The organism is Flavobacterium sp. WG21 (assembly GCF_000335775.1).
Taxonomy (GTDB): Bacteria; Bacteroidota; Bacteroidia; order Flavobacteriales; family Flavobacteriaceae; genus Flavobacterium; species Flavobacterium tructae.
The window spans coordinates 16975-33675 of record NZ_AMYW01000001.1 but is presented as its reverse complement, the minus strand read 5'-3'; the positions used below and the strand labels follow the sequence as shown (position 1 = coordinate 33675).

Genomic DNA, 16701 nt, shown 5'->3' with positions numbered 1-16701 from the left:
TAAAAAGACAATGTTATCAATAAAAAACCTTCACGCCTCAATTGGTGATAAAGAAATCCTTAAAGGAATTAATATAGAAGTAAAAGCTGGCGAAGTACACGCTATCATGGGACCAAACGGTTCAGGAAAAAGTACACTTTCGGCTGTAATTGCCGGAAACGAAAACTATGAAGTTACTGACGGAGAAGTTTTCCTTGACGGAGAAGATCTTGCTGATCTTGCTCCTGAAGAAAGAGCACACAAAGGAGTTTTCCTTTCTTTTCAATATCCTGTAGAAATTCCGGGAGTTAGCGTAACTAACTTCATGAAAACTGCCATCAACGAAACTCGTAAAGCTAACGGTCAGGAAGAAATGCCTGCAAACGAAATGCTGAAAGTGATTCGTGAGAAATCTGAATTGTTAGAAATCGACCGTAAATTTCTATCACGTTCTCTTAACGAAGGATTTTCCGGAGGAGAGAAAAAAAGAAATGAGATTTTTCAAATGGCAATGTTAGAGCCAAAATTAGCCATCCTTGACGAAACAGATTCTGGACTTGATATCGATGCCCTTAGAATTGTTGCCAATGGTGTTAACAAATTGAAAAGCGAGAAAAACGCCATCATCGTAATCACGCACTACCAACGTTTATTAGACTATATTGTTCCGGATTTCGTTCACGTTCTTTACAACGGAAGAATCGTAAAATCTGGTGGAAAAGAGCTAGCCTACGAATTGGAAGAAAAAGGATACGACTGGATTAAAGCGGAGAATTAATTTTTAGTTTCAAGTTTCATGTTTTTTTAGTTTCAAGTTGATTTATGTTTTGTAAGTTTAAACTTAAATTATTTAAACGGAAATTATGGCGACAATAACTCGATTTGAAGATTTAGAAATTTGGAAAGAAGCTCGACGATTAGCGAAAGAAATTCATCTTATTGCAATTCACAGTGAGTTAAAATCAGATCTCAGATTTAAAAATCAAATAAAAGCTTCTTCTGGCTCAGTAATGGATAACATTGCTGAGGGTTTTGAACGAGATGGAAATTTAGAGTTTAGACAATTCTTATCCATCGCAAAAGGTTCAGCCGGAGAAACAAGATCGCAATTATACAGAATTTTTGATTTTGAATACATTTCAGAACAAAAATTTGAGGCTTTAAAAACAGATTATGAAAATTTAAGTGGTAAAATAAAAAACTTTATCTCTTATCTAAATAAAAAAGATTTCAAAGGAAATAAGTTTCAGTAGATTGAACGTGAAACTTTAAACCTGAAACAAAAGGATTCAAAGGAATTTAAGTTCCGGCAAACAACCTGAAACTTGAAACCTGAAACTCCGAAGGAAACAACAGAAAAATGGATTTAAAAGAAAAATTAGTATCGTCTTTTATGGCTTTTGAAGAGCGTGTCGATGTACATTCAGATTTGCATGACATTCGCACCAAAGCACTAAAAAACTTTGAAAATAAAGGTTTCCCAACCAAAAAGGAAGAAGCTTGGAAATACACATCGTTAAACGCCATCTTAAAAAATGACTTTACGGTTTTTCCTAAGCAGGAAAGTGCAATCGAATTTAATCAGGTAAAGAAATATTTTTTACATGAAATCGACACTTATAAATTAGTGTTCATCGATGGTGTTTTTAGCTCGCATTTGTCTTCAACTACACATGACGGAATCGATGTTTGCTTAATGTCTTCGGCATTGACCAAACCAAAATATAAAATGATCATTGATACCTACTTCAATCAGATTGCAAGTAAAGACGATAGTTTGACTTCGTTGAATACTGCCTTTGCAAGTGAAGGGGCTTTCATCAATATCCCAAAAAAGAAAGTAGCCGACAAACCTATCGAAATCATGTATTTCTCTACCGGTAATGAAGCTGCATTAATGGTTCAGCCTAGAAATCTGATTATTGTTGGTGAAAATTCACATGTTCAGATTATCGAGCGCCACCAGAGTTTGAATGAGAATCCCGTTCTGACCAATTCGGTTACAGAGATTTTCGCTCAAAAACGTGCCATTGTTGATTATTATAAAATTCAAAACGACAATAGCGAAGCGAATTTAGTAGACAACACTTACGTTTCTCAACAACAGGAAAGTCATGCTTATGTTCATACCTTTTCATTTGGAGGAAATCTAACGCGTAACAACTTAAACTTTTATCATTTTGGTGAAAGACTGACAAGTACACTTAACGGAATCTCGATCCTAAACGACAAACAGCACGTTGATCATTATACTTTAGTGAATCACGCAACGCCAAATTGCGAAAGTTTCCAGGATTATAAAGGAATTTTCTCTGATCGTTCAACAGGAGTTTTCAACGGAAAAGTTTTAGTAGAGAAAGAAGCTCAAAAAACAAATGCTTTTCAAAAAAGCAACAACATTTTATTGAGTGACAAGGCTACGATTAACGCCAAGCCGCAATTGGAAATTTTTGCAGATGACGTAAAATGTTCTCACGGCTGTACAGTTGGACAATTAGACGAAACAGCAATGTTCTACATGCAGTCACGCGGAATCCCGAAAAAAGAAGCTAAAGCATTATTGATGTACGCCTTCTCAAATGCCGTAATCGAAAGCATTAAAATACCGGAATTAAAACAACGAATTACTAAAATCATCGCTACAAAATTAGGCGTTAATTTAGGATTTGATTTGTAAAATGATTTAACCGCAATCCCGATAGCTATCGGGAGCTAAGAGTTACGCAAAGTTCGCAGGGTTTAGTTTTAAACTTTGCGAACTTTGCGCTTTTTACTTGTCATCTTTGCGGTTAAATTTATTTTTTTATTGAAGAAATGATCTCCTTCAAAAATTCATTAAAATCAAAATAATGATCGCCTTCATTCACTCCCATCCTAACAATTACCATATCCAGAGACGGAATAATCGCTACCATTTGTCCCTGATAACCATTACAGTAAAACATATCACGAGGTGCATCGGGAAACTTCCCTCCGGCATTTAACCAAAACTGAGCTCCATAACCTCCATTTGAAGTATTCGTTGGAGTTGCGGTATACTTTACCCAGCTTTCCTCTAAAACCTGCTCTCCGTTCCAGTTTCCTTTATGTAAATACAGCAGTCCGAATTTTGACCAGTCTCTCGCTGTTGCCCACGCATAAGAAGATCCCACAAAAATTCCCGACATATCCTGCTCTACAATCATCGAGTTCATCCCAATTTTATCGATTACGGCACTATACCAAAAATCAAGATATTCCTGCTGTGTCTTAAACTGACCTCTTAAAATTCGGGACAATAGGTTAGTGGTTCCCGAAGAGTAATACCAATGTGTATTAGGTTTAAATTTAGCAGGTTTATCCATTTGTACTTTCCCCATATCTTCTGCCTGAAAAAGCATTTCTGTCGCATCACAAATTTTAGTATAATCTTCCTCCCATTCTAAACCTGAGTTCATATGAAGCAAATCATTAACGGTAATATTTTTACGATCGTCATTTCGCCATTCTGCAATTGGAGCAGGTTTATAAATATCAATTTTTCGTTGTTTCACTAAAACACCAAAAGCCGAACTGGTGATACTTTTAGTCATCGACCATCCTAAAATTTTACTGTCTTTATTAAAACCGGTATCGTATTTTTCAGCAATTAATTTGTCTTTATATACCACTACCACAGCACGTGAACGTTTATTCTTTTGGCCTTTTACATCAAACGAACCGTCAACAGCCTTTTTCAGTTTGGCATAGTCAATATTTGAAAAAGTGGTATCCTTTGGTTCTTTATTCCCATAAGGAAAAGAAAGATTGTTAACCAATTTTGTTCTTTTTGGAAGCAGGTACGGCTTCGAAATATCATAATCATCGTCAATCAAAGTAGCGCCCAGTCCTTCTCTGTAAATTGCTTTTCTTTTTTTCAATCCATAAACTGTAGAAACAGCAAACTTACCGGCATCATCAATAGTATTCTCCGCTAAATCAATCATGTGGATATCATTATCCGTTTTTTCGATTAATTCCTTCGAACGATTGTCAATAAAATGACCTGATGCAACACTCTTGGCCGAGAAGCCTGAAATCAAATCCAGTTTGGGATAAGTAGTAAACCCGAAATATAAAAAAGCAAGAATTAAAACAAGTACAAGTAATTTAAGAATTCTTTTCATCTGGTTGTGGTATTTTTAATGCAATATAAATAATTTACAATCAATATTATACAACTCAATTTAGATTTAAAATTCACAAAACATAAAAAAAAGAATCAATTTTTAAAGAATCTATAAGCAAACGTTCAATTAATAGCATCATAAAAGGAAATTATAGTTTTAATGGATAAACCAATTTTGTTTTAGTACTTTTGTAGGTAGAATTTTTCTAAATAAGACATGTTAGACATCCAAAAAATAAGAGCTGATTTTCCGATACTTTCAGAAAAAGTGAACGGAAAACCTTTAGTATATTTCGACAACGGCGCAACTTCACAAAAACCACAAGTTGTGATTGATGCGATCGCAAAGTATTATCAGGAAATAAATGCCAACATTCATCGTGGTGTTCATACTTTAAGCCAATTGGCGACTGATGCTTACGAAATTTCAAGAGTAAAAATCCAACATCATATCAATGCGAAATTCTCGCACGAAGTACTTTTTACTTCGGGAACAACTCACGGAATTAACTTAGTAACCAACGGTTTTGCTTCTATTTTAAAACCCGGAGATGAAGTTATTGTTTCTTCATTAGAGCATCACAGTAACATCGTGCCTTGGCAAATGTTATGTGAGAAAACAGGAGCAACACTTAAAGTTATTCCAATGAATGAAGAAGGCGAACTAATAATAGAAGCTTATGATGCCTTATTGTCAGAAAAGACAAAAGTGGTAACGGTAAACCATATCTCGAACGCATTGGGGATTATCAATCCGATCAAATACATGATCGAAAAGGCTCATGCTGTTGGCGCTGCTGTTTTGATCGATGGTGCACAGGCCGTCCCGCATTTAAAACCTGATGTTCAGGATTTAGATTGTGATTTTTATGCTTTTTCAGGGCATAAAATGTGCGGACCAACGGGAACCGGAATTCTTTATGGAAAAGAAGAATGGCTCAATAAATTACCTCCCTATCAAGGTGGCGGTGAAATGATCAAAGAAGTTACTTTCGAGAAAACGACTTATGCCGATTTACCTCATAAATTTGAAGCAGGAACTCCAAATATTGCAGGCGGAATTGTTCTAGGAACGGCTGTTGATTATTTGAACCATATTGGTTTTCATAACATTCATCAGCATGAAACGCATTTATTACAGCACGCAACCAAACGTTTATTAGAAATCGAAGGATTGAAAATTTACGGAACCGGAAAAAATAAAGCTTCCGTGATTTCGTTTAATATTGATGGAATTCATCCGTACGATATTGGTTCCATTATCGACAAACTGGGAATCGCAGTAAGAACCGGACATCATTGCGCACAGCCAATCATGAATTTTTTCTGCATTCCGGGAACGATCCGTGCTTCATTTTCTTTTTACAATACCAAAGAAGAAATTGACATAATGGTTGAGGCCATTAAAAAAGCGAAAGCTATGTTAAGCTAAAAAAATCTTTTATGAGGATATTATCTTTGTTACTCTTAACCTTTTTTATTGGAACAAGCTGTTCCAGCCAAAAAAAAGCCGACATGAAAGCTACCGAAATTGAATACTCTGCAGTTTCCCGAGGCACTTACAAAGTAATCGTGGTACAGAATAAAACAGTTTTAGTAACCAATGGCCGCAATGCTCAACCGGTAGAGAGCAAAATAGATGATTTAAAATGGAAGCAGATTGTAGCTGAATTTTCAAAAATCAATCTCAAAACTATTCCGGACTTAAAAGGCCCAACACAAAAACGCTTTCATGATGGAGCCGCTCTGGGAAATTTAAAAGTCACTCAGGATCAGAAAATATATGAAACTCAGGGTTTCGACGATGGATACCCTCCAAAAGAGATAGAAAATTTGGTAAATTTGCTACTGGATTTTACGAAAAAATAATTATGACGATAAAAGAAATACAAAACGAAATAATCGACGAATTTTCGATGTTTGATGACTGGATGCAACGTTACGAGTACATCATCGAATTAGGAAAAAGTCTTCCGTTAATCAAAGAAGAATATAAAACCGACGACAATTTAATCAAAGGATGTCAGTCGAAAGTTTGGCTGCAAGGAGAACAGAAAGAAGACAACATTGTCTTTACTGCCGATAGTGATGCCATTTTAACTAAAGGAATTATCGCGATTTTAATTCGTACATTCTCCAATCAAAAAGCATCCGATATTTTAAACGCCGATGTTGATTTTATTGACGAAATTGGTCTAAAAGAACATTTATCTGCAACACGTGCGAATGGTTTGGTATCGATGATTAAAAACATCAAAATGTACGCATTGGCTTTTGATTCAAAAAATAAAAATTAAATCATTAAGACATTAAGTTTCGTAAAGACTTATACTTAATATCTTAATGATAAAACAAAAAACTTACGTTGAAAAACAAAAAATAAAATGGAACAAGAAATAGACACAAACGAATTAGGAGAATCTATCGTAAAGGTTTTAAAAGGCATTTACGATCCGGAAATTCCTGTAGACATATACGAGCTGGGATTGATTTACGATGTAATGGTCAACACCGATTACGAAGTAAAAATCTTAATGACTTTAACTTCTCCAAACTGCCCTGTCGCAGAAAGTTTGCCAAGAGAAGTAGAAGAAAAAGTAAAAACAATTGAAAACATAAAAGATGTTGATGTTGAAATTACTTTCGATCCGCCATGGAGCAAAGACTTAATGAGCGAAGAAGCAAAATTAGAATTAGGAATGCTTTAATATTTGTTTCAAGTTTCAAGTTTCAAGTTCACACAACCTGAAACTTGAAACCTGAAACCAACTTTTCACATGGAAGAAATCATCAATAAAGTTGCCAATAGTGCCTTGGAGGTTTTTGATCTTGAAGATTATTACCCAAAAGGAGCACGTGTGCAAATCGATATATCACAATGGCTTTTAGAAGGTTTTTTATTAAAAGAAAAAGACTTTAGAGAGCATTTAAAAAATCACGACTGGTCGCAATATCAAGATCAATATGTGGCTATAAACTGCAGTACAGATGCAATTGTACCTGCCTGGTCTTCTATTCTGGTCGCAATCCATTTGGCCCCATATGCTAAAAAAGTGGTGAACGGGACTATAGAAGATCTCGAAGCAAGCTTATACGAAGAAATATTAAGCAAACTTGATTACACTCCCTATAAAGGCAAACCTGTTATCGTAAAAGGCTGTTCCCGTAAACCTGTACCTACCCGTGCCTACATTTTAGCAGCAACCTATTTGCAGCCTTTTGCAAGAAGTATCATGTATGGCGAGGCTTGTTCGGCGGTACCATTATACAAAGAACCAAAGAAATAACACTCCTTACCAACTGCATCCCATAAGGCTTTTTAACGATTATTTAGTATATTTGTTCTTACACATTTAAACCAGATATCATGAAAAAGCTAGCGTTATTACTTCTTATTTTAGCAAACTTTACTTTTGTTCATGCGCAAAATTCAGAAAAGGAACTGATCCAGAATACTGAAAAAGCAGTAAAAAAAATAAATGATACTATAGAAGATGAAGGATGGAAGGCAAAAGGTACTGTGTCTCTTTTACTGAATCAATCGAGCTTTAACAATTGGGTTGCCGGGGGCGAAGACAGCTTCTCCGGAACTTTAGGAATCAATTATGACTTTAACTATAAAAAAGACGATCTCACCTGGGACAACAAGATTCTGGCTTCGTATGGTCTTTTGCAAACTAAAAATGCCGATTTCGAAAAAAAGACTGATGACCGTTTAGAATTTAATTCAATTGTAGGAAAGAAAGCTTTTGGAGATTGGTATTATTCGTTCTTTTTAAATTTCAGAACCCAATTTACAACTGGTTATCTTTATGGGAAGGATGTAAACGGGAAGGAAATCCGAACTGAAAACACCAAGTTTATGTCTCCGGGGTATCTAACTACAGGACCTGGTATTTACTGGTCTAAAACGGAGAATCTAAAAATAAACTTTGCTCCTTTAACTTCAAAATTCACTTTTGTAGACCGCGCTTATACTTCGGGAATTGATCAGGCAACCGGGCTTCCTTATGTTGACGGAGCCTACTTTGGAGTAGATGCTAATAAAAGTATGTTATACGAACTTGGGTTTTATACTTCGGTTTATTACAAACTGGCTATCATGACCAACGTAACTGCCGAAAATACCCTGAATTTGTATTCTAACTATTTAAGAGATCCACAAAATGTAGATATCAACTATTCGTTGAATGTTATCATGAAAGTTAACAAATTTCTATCGGCAAACTTATCCTTCCAGGCCATCTATGACGATAATGCTTTCAGTGGATTCCAAACCAGGCAAGTATTTGGTGTAGGAATAAATTTCGGCTTCTAATAAAAACCAAAACGGCTTTTGATTACTCAAAAGCCGTTTTTTTATTCCTCTTCTTTTTCGATTGCATCTTTATAATCCGGATACAAAAACTTATTATACGGAAATCTGGTGATATGAATCTGGCGGACTGCCTCGTAAACCATTTCTCTGAATTCTTCAAAATTCTGTTTTTGTGTTGCCGAGATAAACAGTGTTTTATCTTCTCCAACATTACTCATCCAGGTCTGTTTCCATTCCTCAAGAGTATAATGTCTTCTTGTTCTCTCCGTAATTAAATCATCTTCATCAATCGTCAAATGTTTGTAGGCATCAATTTTATTAAAAACCATAATAGTTGGTTTGTCATTACTCTTAATCTCTAACAAAGTTTGATTTACCGATTCGATATGGTCTTCAAAATCAGGGTGTGAAATATCTACAACATGCAATAATAAATCGGCTTCACGCACCTCATCGAGTGTACTTTTAAACGAATCTACCAGTTGTGTTGGCAATTTTCTAATAAAACCTACGGTATCTGATAATAAGAACGGTAAGTTTTTAATCACTACTTTTCGAACAGTGGTATCTAAAGTTGCGAATAATTTATTTTCAACAAAAACATCACTTTTACCAATCGCATTCATAAGGGTCGATTTTCCAACATTGGTATATCCTACCAATGCCACACGAACCATCGCACCGCGATTACTGCGCTGAATGCTCATTTGTTTGTCGATGGTCTTGATTTTATCCTTTAATAACGAAATTCGGTCACGCACGATACGTCTGTCCGTTTCGATCTCGGTTTCTCCCGGACCACGCATACCAATACCCCCTTTTTGACGCTCAAGGTGTGTCCATAAACCTGAAAGTCTAGGCAGTAAATATTGACATTGTGCCAACTCAACCTGTGTTCTTGCATAAGAGGTCTCAGCTCTTTGTGCAAAAATATCCAGAATTAAATTCGTTCGGTCTAAAATTTTACAATCGATAATTCTGGAAATATTCTTTTGTTGTGATGGTGATAATTCGTCATCAAAAATCAACGTCGATATATTATTTTCTTTTACAAAAAGATTGATTTCATCTATTTTTCCTGTCCCTACAAAAGTCTTCGGATTTGGACGTTCCATTTTTTGAGAAAAGCGCTTAATCACTTCACCTCCAGCGGTAAAAGTCAAAAACTCTAATTCATCCAGATATTCGTTAAGTTTTTCTTCACTTTGATTTTGAGTTATAATACCTACAATGGCTGTTCTCTCAAAATTTATAACTTCTTTTTCTAACATAGCTTTGAATAAGGTGCAAATTTAATGATTTGTAAGGTACTAACCCTTATAGAACTTGTTTTTTAAACCGTATTTGAAAAATTACCCTATTCTTTAAAAATCCAAATCCCAAATTCCAATTGTTAATCGAAGTTTGGGATTTGGGATTTGATTTTTCAGTTTTAAAATTTACGTTACTCGTAAATAAAAGTCTTTTCTGTTTTTACAATTCCATTCTCCTCTATCTGAGAACAAGAGATTGGAAAGTTCAACTTGTTGTATTTGTATTTTCTACTCACTCCGACCAATACAGTAGAGGAAGGACTAAAAACAATTTCGTTATTAGGGGAGATGGATTCAAAGCTAAATTCTTCCTCATGATAGGAGATCATTGGTACAATCACTTTGTAATTGTCTCCAAATAAGCTTTTAACAATTAAAACATCAACAGAGTTTTTATCATCAAAAATAAAACTTTTCGAAATTTTATCTCCTACCAAACCTTTATGTTTTATGACATTATCGTTGAAGTAAACATATTCAATTTTACCAATGATGGCTTTATTTCTGTCTCGGGAAGTACGTCGCACAATAGCACCGTTTTCAACAATATACTCGATATCATCAACTAAGTTCTGGTGATTAGTGCTCTTTTTCGTAATTACCTTTACTCTGGCTCCTTCGTAGGTAAAAGTTACTACCTTGGTAATATAATCATTACCTTCCTGGTATTTTTTAACAAACTTCGTAATGTTATTGTCGGCATCATACGTATAATTCACAACTTCTTTCCAGTCACTTCCTACCTTATCTTTAACCGTCATATCCAATAATCCTTTGGTATTGTAAAAGAAATGCTGAATGACATCTGAAGTAGTAATGGTTTGTATTTTTCCGTCTTTAAAAACGACTGTTTTGTTTACAATTTCACCATCTTTAGAATTCTGGTAATTTGTTTTTACAATATTAATTTGTTTCAGTCTCACAGGTTTAGCATCCTGATTCTGACTATGTACTAAACACGGGAAAACCATCATGATGATGGCAAGAAAATAGATTTTCATAGTGGTATTTGTATTGATTTGGGGTGACCAAAATACAAAATTCTATTAAAATCTAACCGTTTAAATCTCAAAAACAATACCGCATTAAATTATCATCTAAAAATCAACACCTTAACTGAATCTCTATTAAAAACAGCCTTATTTTTCCGCGAAAATCCTAATATCATCAACCATAAAAGCGCCATTCAAAGTTTTATCCTTACCTGAACCCATATATTTAAATGCAATATTAATATTTCCTGAATAGGAAGATAAATCAATTGCTCCGGAACTGATAAAAACCCGGGACGGTGTTGACAATGACGGAAATTTTGCTGTTAGTTTTGTCCATTTTGCTTTGGTTACACTAGAACCATCAAAATTAGTTGAAACATAGACTTCAAGCACATTTAATGGCGAATCAATCTTTAAGTCGTGCTGTGCGCTTCTAAAGGATAATACTGCATTTTTATAACCGCTCAAATTGATTTTTGGAGTAACCATCCAGGCAACATTTTCAGCTGCGGTTGTACTTGTAGTATTAAACTCTGCATAACCGTTTCCGGCATACAGCATACTCTCCCATAATTTTGATGCTTTTTCAATAATGTTACTCCAACCCGGCAAAGTAAAATTCACATTGTTTTTTACGGATTGGAAATCTTCGGAAAAAATCGGAATATCTCTTTTTCCGTTCATTTCCAGATCTTTTTCTGATCTGCTCATTAGTTGATAATCTGATCCGTATTTGGTCAAAACTCCTCTCACTTTTCCGCTTCCTTCCGGTACCAATTTATTAGCAAAACCAGCATAACCGCTTGTTCTGAAAATAATCTGATTGCCACTTTTATCCTGAAGGTTCCAGTTTGTAGAACCTCCTACATTGTTAGACTCTTCAAAATAATGACGTCCAATCGCTTCCTCGGCAAACTGGACTCCGCTTAACTCCACCAGCGTATTAAGCTTATCATCATTTAGCGCTTCTTCTACAGAAATTGCTTTCACCAGCTTACTTTCATCCATTATTGTACAAGACGCATTAAGTACATTTTTATAATCGGTCTGCGAAATTCTGCCAATCGTTGGATCTCCTGAATTGCTTACTGACAAACTTCCAATACGCAAACCACCAAAATATAAATCTGTAAACTGATTCTTTAATTTAATATACACTTTATTCCCTACCCGAAAATCGATATAGGTGTTGGTAACATCAACCGCAACACTAAATCCTATTGCCGGTGTTTCATCCGTTGCAATAGTTTGCAGGAAAAGTATCTTAAAGAAATTTCCTCCCTCATCGCTTGACACTACGTAAGCCTCAATAGTATCATCGTAGCCATATTGTTTCGGAACGGGTCCTGAAAAATCTTTAACTTTCTGAACCTTCTGATTAATAACTAAACTCGGTTGTGTACATTCCAATTTTGGAATTTCAATTTCATTATTGCAGCTGTAAATCATCGGCAACAAGAATACATAACCGAAAACTAAGAATCTATTTTTCATTTCAAATTGGTTTTAAAATTTTACAAACTCATTGTAAGGTTCACAAAATATGTTCTTCCATATCCATAATAATATTTAGAACCAAATGAGGGAGTTCCGCTGGAAACATCCTGATTGAGAGCTCTGAAATTAGCATTACGGGCTTGTTCAAAACCACCTGTTTTGAACACCACATTCAGAACATTATTAACACTCCAGAAAAGCCCAATATATTTGTGAGCGATATGCCAGGACTTTCCTCCTGTAATATTTAATAATGAAACCGGATTAAATCTTTCCTGTTTCAGTAAAGCAGCTGTCCGTTCTTCTGTCGCTTCCGGAAAGAGGTGACCATTCACAGCGTTTACATAAAACCGATTGGTTCGTGCAACTGGCGAAACGTCAATATAAGCTTCAGACAAATAATTAATATTCGCTCCCAGCCACCAAAATTTAGGATCTCTGTATTCTAATCCAATCGAATAAGCTTGTTGGGGCATACCGGGCTGTTTGTAGTTTTTAAGATAGGATTTTCCAAAATCAAAAGTGGTCTGGGTACCGCCTTCTGCCACATTTGCATCGTTAGTTATAGATACATTAGGATTACTGCTATAGACATAATTACCGTATGCCGCAGATGAAGTCACTTTTAAAGTTGATGAAATTTGCCATTCAAGACTAAACTCCATACCAATATTTTTCTTGTCCAGATGTGTTAAAGTCTGACTAACAAATGCATCCGTATTGTTGTAAGCTGCGCCCTGATCAAAAATTCCTTCAGCAAAGAAAAAGGAAGTTCGGGTCGTATTTTTAATCAATAAATAATAAATTGTAGAACGAATTTTAAAATTCGGAGAACGAAAAACATAATTTCCTTCGGCACTACTTATACTTTCATTTTCAATTCCGTCAACTATTGAATTATTCAATCTGGAATTTAAAAACGTGTTTCGCAAGGATGGTGCTCTGCTAAGATGCATTCCGTTAAAAAACAACCATTGTTTTCCTGAAATTTTATAAGTCAGACCTCCTTTAAAACCAAAATTTTCAAAATTCACTTTGTTACTTTTTCCAAGTGATGATGTCGGATAAATCCCATTTTGATACAAACCTTCTCTCTGGTAATTGGAAACAGAATAAGACTGTCCTAAATAAAAATCTGTTTTATTATAACTGAATTTAAACTGTGTGAAAGCACCAATTGTGGTTGCAAAAAGATTATAATTGTAACCATAAGTATCTCCTTCTTTTACCTGACGATTTGGATTTTGTAAATCAGACTGTCCTTGATCACCTTGGTAAAACGCATCAATGTCTTCAAAATATTGCCCTCCCAACAAATCTAAAAGATATTGAAACTGATGTGACTTTAAATTTCTAAAAGTAATTCCTCCGTCAAAAGCAGTATTCTCTGTTAATTGTATATTCAGATTTGAATTTGCGGCTAGGGTCTTATCATCTGTTCGGTCTTCGTATAAAACATAATGACTTTGTGCGGGTTCAAATCCGCTAATTGTTCCATCAGCATTTAAAATTGGTTTCTGATTGGCACGATATAATTCATCCCAATTGATTTGGCGGTCTTCGAGAAAATTTGCTTTTGCTTTTTCGGCACTTATAAAATCGGGGGTAAAATCTCCCGAAAACTCCCCTTTGTCTTTTTCGTAGATTGAGGTATAATAACTGGGCATTTTTTGATAATACACCGGATCTGGACTGGCTGCGTTTTGATAGTCAATAGTACTGTTTCCTACCTGACCAAATTGATACATTAGACTGGAATTCAGATTTGTTTTCTCATTTATTTTGTAATAATGATTTAACATCAATACCGGTTCTTCGACTCTTTTTACTCGCGCATTTCTCTTTTTCCCGTTTTGAAATCCCCAATAAGAATTGTATTTCTCATTGGTTAGTTGGGCAACTTCATCTGTATTTGCCGAATTTTTCCCTCTTGAATTGGGCGTATAAAACCCTGTAAAGTTCAATGAATGGTTGTCATTCAGTTTCTTTTCTACACTAATAAAAAAAGATTCTGCTTTAAAATTTGTTCCGTCAAAATAACCTTCATCCGACCAGCGTTTTCCTGCTGAAAGTACATAAGCCCAACCGGAAGCATTCATTCCGGAAGCATAAGTAGCGATAGCCCGCCAATTGTAGGCTGTATTGCTCCCGGAAAAAGAAAGCTGACTACTTTTTCTGTACAATGAAGCACGTGTATTTATTTGCTGGGTTCCTAAAACTCCTCCAAAAGTATAACTTGAAGCGGCTGCTCCGACTGAAAATTCCTGATTTCGCAACACATTGTTCAAACCTCCCCAATTACCCCATTGTGGTCTTCCGTCGTAAATTTTATTCATGACCATACCGTTAAGCATCATCGTCCCATTTTCGCTGTCCAGACCCCGAACTCTAAATCGGGCCTGTCCCCAATTGAAAGCTGAAGCCTGCATAAAAGCATCTCTTGAAGATTGCAAAAGACCCGAAGTCATTTCAGAAGAACTATTATCATCCAAAAAATCGCTGTCTAATAAGGTGATGAGTGCTGCCGGTGTCTCCTCTGAAAAATTATCTTCTAACGGTAAAATCCCCAGTTCAACCTTTTGCCCCGGGTTCGATTGTATTTTTAAAAGAAGATCTTTATAGCCCTGACTGTGTATCCATAATAATTGTTCTCCTTTTATAGCAGAGTGTAATTCAAACTTTCCCTTTGCACCAGTTAATTGTGTTATGGAAGAATTTTGAATGTTTACCACAATATTTTCCAATGGATTTAGAGTCTTTGAGTCAACTATAGTTCCTGAAAAAGTGGTTTGTTCTTGCGCAAACAAAAGACTAATAGGCAATAAAACAAATAGTAACGTTTCTTTTTTTATCATGAAAACCCCAATTTACTTTTATAATTTTAGTTTTAGGATTGGAGGTTTTTAAAAACAAAAACATCCAATCTCTTACATCAAAAGATAAAATTGGTTTTTGGAAGAGATAAAAAATAATAAGCTAATACTCCTTATTTAGTTTCAGGATTCAAATATAAACAAAAAACAATAATAAAGTATTTTCTTGTTAAATAAAAATTAATATCAAAACGATCCTTCGCCTTTTTTAGCGTACAAACTAAGAGGCTATCCTGATTTTGGAAACCATAAAAGCAATCAGAACTCCGAAAATTCCAATAAAAGCGAATGAAAACTGAAGTCCAAAAGTTTCAGCGATATGTCCGATAACCGGTGGTCCCATTAAGAACCCCAAAAAACTTACACTCGAAACAATAGTTAAAGCTTCTCCGGGTGGAACTGTCGGGTTTTTCCCTGCCATACTATAAACGGTAGGAACTATAGTGGCAACTCCTAAACCAACTGCCATAAAAGCAATGGTACAAGGTATAAGATAAGGAAGAAAAACAGCTGTAAAAAGTCCGGCAGAAATCATAACACCACTAATTTGCATCACACGTTCACGTCCAAATTTATTGATCAGACCGTCTCCCAGAAAACGTCCGCTTGCCATCATAATCATGAAGGAAGTATATCCTAAAATCACCAACGGACCGGGTGCTTTTACGATATCTTTAAAGTATACTCCGCTCCAGTCGAACATTACACCTTCGCTTGCCATACTGCAAAATCCAATCACTCCAAGCCAGATTAAAGCGCTGTCCGGTTTTACAAATAGCTTCTTTTTCTCGTTCTTAACTTTGATTTTTTCTTTGGCTTTAATTAAAAACTTAAAGTTAAAGGCAATCATTATTAATACGATTCCCGCCACGATCAAGAAGTGATGAAGAGGACTTAGTTTTAAAGCCAGCATTCCCAACCCTACTAAAGCCCCGGTAAATCCGGCAAAACTCCACATGCCATGAAAAGACGACATGATTGTTTTTCTAAAAAGAACTTCGGTATAAACGCCTTGTGTATTGACCGCGATATTGGCCAGATTTCCAAACAATCCAAACAGAAATAATCCTAATGACAATTGTAAGGCGGTAGTAGCCAAACCTAAATTGGCCAAACATAAAACATACATGATTAAGGAAAGAATCAAAATTCGATGACTGCCAAATTTCGTAACCATCTTGCCTGAAAATGGCATAATTAGTAATTGTCCCATTGGCAAAGCAAAAAGAATAGAACCTAGATCCCCCTCAGTTAAATGCAATGCTGTTTTAATGTCCGGAATCCTGCTTGCCCAGGTCGCAAAACTTAAACCCATTCCAAAATAAAACATCCCAACAGCCAAACGAATTCGGTTCAAATAAGAGATTTTAGCTTCTCTGTAAGCTTTCTTAATTTTTCCTTTGGTTTGGAATAATGCTAATGGATTGAAGTCGATCAAAATAATGGGTTTTGGATTTAACACTATAAAAGTACTAAAAAGCTGCTTTATGGCCTATAAAACCTGACTGTTCCTCAATTTACAACGTTGTATGTTTATAATTTTTTTGAGGGACAAAGGTTCTGAGAGGCAAAGGCGCAA

At 35.4% G+C, this 16701-nt stretch carries 15 protein-coding genes; 9 read left to right on the top strand and 6 right to left on the bottom strand.

The window, feature by feature from the left end:
* Positions 1-10: 10 nt before the first annotated feature.
* From sufC to sufD, 3 genes are all read left to right on the top strand, one after another.
* Positions 11-757 (top strand): Fe-S cluster assembly ATPase SufC, encoded by a 747-nt coding sequence (gene sufC / locus C245_RS0100195; RefSeq protein WP_017494567.1) that lies wholly within the window; start codon positions 11-13, stop codon positions 755-757.
* Between the two features lie 85 nt (positions 758-842).
* Positions 843-1232 (top strand): four helix bundle protein, encoded by a 390-nt coding sequence (locus tag C245_RS0100190; RefSeq protein ID WP_017494566.1) that lies wholly within the window; start codon positions 843-845, stop codon positions 1230-1232.
* Positions 1233-1339: 107 nt separating this feature from the next.
* Positions 1340-2656 carry a Fe-S cluster assembly protein SufD gene (gene sufD, locus C245_RS0100185; RefSeq protein WP_017494565.1) on the top strand — a complete coding sequence of 439 codons (1317 nt, stop codon included), beginning with the start codon at positions 1340-1342 and terminating at the stop codon, positions 2654-2656.
* Between the two features lie 118 nt (positions 2657-2774).
* Here the strand turns inward: sufD and C245_RS0100180 are convergent, their stop codons facing one another.
* Positions 2775-4124: a serine hydrolase gene (locus tag C245_RS0100180; protein ID WP_017494564.1), complete on the bottom strand. Its 1350-nt coding sequence runs from the start codon at positions 4122-4124 to the stop codon at positions 2775-2777.
* A 219-nt stretch (positions 4125-4343) separates the two neighbouring features.
* Between C245_RS0100180 and C245_RS0100175 the strand changes: the two genes are divergently transcribed.
* From C245_RS0100175 to C245_RS0100150, 6 genes are all read left to right on the top strand, one after another.
* Entirely contained in the window at positions 4344-5558 is a 1215-nt protein-coding gene (locus tag C245_RS0100175) for an aminotransferase class V-fold PLP-dependent enzyme (protein ID WP_017494563.1), read from the top strand.
* Between the two features lie 11 nt (positions 5559-5569).
* Complete coding sequence (locus tag C245_RS0100170; protein ID WP_026109772.1) at positions 5570-5995, top strand: hypothetical protein; 426 nt, start codon at positions 5570-5572, stop codon at positions 5993-5995.
* 2 nt (positions 5996-5997) lie between these two features.
* On the top strand, positions 5998-6423 hold the full coding sequence (locus C245_RS0100165) for a SufE family protein (RefSeq protein WP_017494561.1): 426 nt from the start codon (positions 5998-6000) through the stop codon (positions 6421-6423).
* A gap of 87 nt (positions 6424-6510) precedes the next feature.
* Positions 6511-6834, top strand: a complete 324-nt coding sequence (locus tag C245_RS0100160) for an SUF system Fe-S cluster assembly protein (RefSeq protein ID WP_017494560.1) — start codon at positions 6511-6513, stop codon at positions 6832-6834.
* 69 nt (positions 6835-6903) lie between these two features.
* A complete protein-coding gene (locus C245_RS0100155) occupies positions 6904-7413 on the top strand; it encodes a DUF2480 family protein (protein ID WP_017494559.1) in 510 nt (169 codons plus the stop codon).
* A gap of 80 nt (positions 7414-7493) precedes the next feature.
* Positions 7494-8444, top strand: coding sequence for a DUF3078 domain-containing protein (locus C245_RS0100150; protein WP_017494558.1), 951 nt, complete (start codon positions 7494-7496; stop codon positions 8442-8444).
* 41 nt (positions 8445-8485) lie between these two features.
* On the opposite strand, the gene hflX is transcribed toward C245_RS0100150, so the two are convergent.
* The 5 genes from hflX to C245_RS0100125 form a co-directional block, all read right to left on the bottom strand.
* Positions 8486-9715 (bottom strand): GTPase HflX, encoded by a 1230-nt coding sequence (gene hflX / locus C245_RS0100145; RefSeq protein WP_017494557.1) that lies wholly within the window; start codon positions 9713-9715, stop codon positions 8486-8488.
* A 173-nt stretch (positions 9716-9888) separates the two neighbouring features.
* On the bottom strand, positions 9889-10758 hold the full coding sequence (locus C245_RS0100140) for a hypothetical protein (protein WP_017494556.1): 870 nt from the start codon (positions 10756-10758) through the stop codon (positions 9889-9891).
* 138 nt (positions 10759-10896) lie between these two features.
* On the bottom strand, positions 10897-12246 hold the full coding sequence (locus C245_RS0100135) for a DUF5689 domain-containing protein (RefSeq protein WP_017494555.1): 1350 nt from the start codon (positions 12244-12246) through the stop codon (positions 10897-10899).
* A 20-nt stretch (positions 12247-12266) separates the two neighbouring features.
* Entirely contained in the window at positions 12267-15104 is a 2838-nt protein-coding gene (locus tag C245_RS0100130; protein WP_026109771.1) for a carboxypeptidase-like regulatory domain-containing protein, read from the bottom strand.
* A 238-nt stretch (positions 15105-15342) separates the two neighbouring features.
* A complete protein-coding gene (locus C245_RS0100125) occupies positions 15343-16560 on the bottom strand; it encodes an MFS transporter (protein WP_081603498.1) in 1218 nt (405 codons plus the stop codon).
* Positions 16561-16701 lie beyond the last annotated feature (141 nt).